The sequence below is a fragment of the Streptomyces antioxidans genome (assembly GCF_000968685.2).
Taxonomy (GTDB): Bacteria; Actinomycetota; Actinomycetes; order Streptomycetales; family Streptomycetaceae; genus Streptomyces; species Streptomyces antioxidans.
Genome location: NZ_LAKD02000068.1, coordinates 1 through 2,090 on the forward strand (window position 1 = coordinate 1; position 2,090 = coordinate 2,090).

The window sequence follows — 2,090 nt, forward strand, 5'->3', positions numbered from 1 at the left end:
CCGACAGCGCGGGCAGCACCGCGCCCAGCGTCGCGTCGCCATCGACGTCAAGCGCGTCAGCGAGAGCTTCGAGATCCTCGCGCTCGACCGCTTCCCAGAATCGCGCGTCCACCGAATCCGCCGCGGTCGAACCGGAATCCCGGCCGCCACCGGCAATGGAGGTCTCTGGCCAGAACCGCTCGCGCTGGAACGCGTAGGTCGGCAGCTCCACCTTGTTGGCACCGCGGCCGGCGAATATCGGTTCCCAGTTCACCGTGGCACCGTGGGCGTGCAATTCGGCCAACGCCGTCATCAACGCCCCGGCTTCGGGGCGCTCCTTGCGCAGCACGGGGGCCAGCATTGTCGCCGAGGCGTCCTCGGCGCTTTCCGCGAGAGAGTCCTGGGCTATCGCGGTGAGCACACCGTCGGGTCCCACTTCCAAGAACCTGGTCACACCCAACGCCTTAAGCGCACGTACCCCATCCGCGAACCGCACCGCCTCACGCACATGACGAACCCAATAATCCGGAGAACATGCCTCCGCCTCGGTTACCAGCCCACCGGTGACATTGGACACCAGCGCCATGGTCGGTGGTTCAAAAGAGACCTCACGGACCACTTGGCCGAACGCGTCCAACATACTGTCCATGAGGCAAGAGTGAAACGCATGCGAGACCCGCAAACGCCTAGTCTTTGTCCCCTTCGCCTTCCATGTGTCCGCCACCTCCCGGACCGCCTGCGTATGGCCCGCGATCACCACGGCCGATGGCCCATTGACCGCCGCGATGCCCATCTCGTGCTCACGGCCCGCGAATGAGGCGGCGACCTCCTCCTCGGATGCCTGAATCGCCACCATCGCGCCGCCCTCGGGGAGCGCCTGCATCAGGCGCCCCCGCGCCGCGATGAGTGTGCACGCGTCCTCCAGCGAGAACACGCCCGCCACATGGGCCGCGGCGATCTCGCCCACCGAGTGACCGATGAGCACATCCGGCGCCACACCCCACGCCGACAGCAGCCGGAACAGCGCCACCTCGATGGCGAAGAGGGCGGGCTGGGTGAACGCCGTCTGATCCAGCAGCCCGGCGTCCGAGCTGCCCTCGGCCGCGAACATCACATCCTTCAGCGGACGGTCCAGCAGCACATCCAGATACGCGCACACCTCGTCCAGGGCACGTGCGAACACCGGGAACGCCTCGTACAACTCCCGCCCCATGCCCAGACGCTGAGCCCCCTGGCCCGAGAACAGGAACGCCGTCTTACCGCCCGGCACCGCCCGCCCCTGGACGACGCCGGAGGCGATCCCGCGTCCGGCCACGGACTCGAGGCCACGCAGAAGGGCATCCCGGTCCTCGCCGACCACCACGGCGCGGTGCTCGAACACCGACCGGGACGCCAGCGAATACCCCACGTCCAGCGCGCCGAGGCCGCTCCGGGCCGACAGGTGCGCGGCGAGCCGGTCGGCCTGCGCCCGCAGCGCCTCCCGGCTCTTGCCGGACACCAGCCACGGCACCACGGCCGCCTCGGGCCCGGCCGCCTCAGGGGCCACGGCCTCTTCCAGCTCGGGGGCCTGCTCGACGATGGTGTGCGCGTTGGTCCCACTCAGCCCGAACGAGGAGATACCCGCCCTGCGCGGTCGGCCGGTCTCCGGCCACGCGGTGGCCTCCGTCAGCGGACGCACCTCGCCCGTCGACCAATCCACCTCCCGCGACGGCTCGTCAAGGTGAAGGATCTCCGGCAACACCCCCTCACGCATGGCCATCACCATCTTGATGACCCCGGCCACACCGGCGGCGGCCTGGGTGTGGCCGATGTTGGACTTGATGGCACCCAGCCACAGCGGGCGGCCCTCGGGGCGCCCCTGCCCGTAGGTGGCCAGCAGCGCCTGCGCCTCGATCGGGTCACCCAGCGTCGTTCCGGTGCCGTGCGCCTCGACCGCGTCCACATCGGCCGCCGACAGACGGGCACTCGCCAGCGCCTGCCGGATCACCCGCTGCTGGGACGGGCCGTTCGGCGCCGTCAGACCATTGGACGCACCATCCTGGTTGATGGCTGAGCCACGGACGACCGCCAGCACCTCGTGGCCGTTCCTCCGCGCGTCCGACAGCCGCTCC

General features: G+C 69.9%; 1 protein-coding gene. It reads right to left on the minus strand.

Annotated features, from left to right (window positions below; all coding sequences use genetic code 11):
- Positions 1 to 2,090 (minus strand): type I polyketide synthase (locus tag VT50_RS24405; RefSeq protein WP_143645265.1); only part of this gene is annotated, 2,090 nt, incomplete at both ends.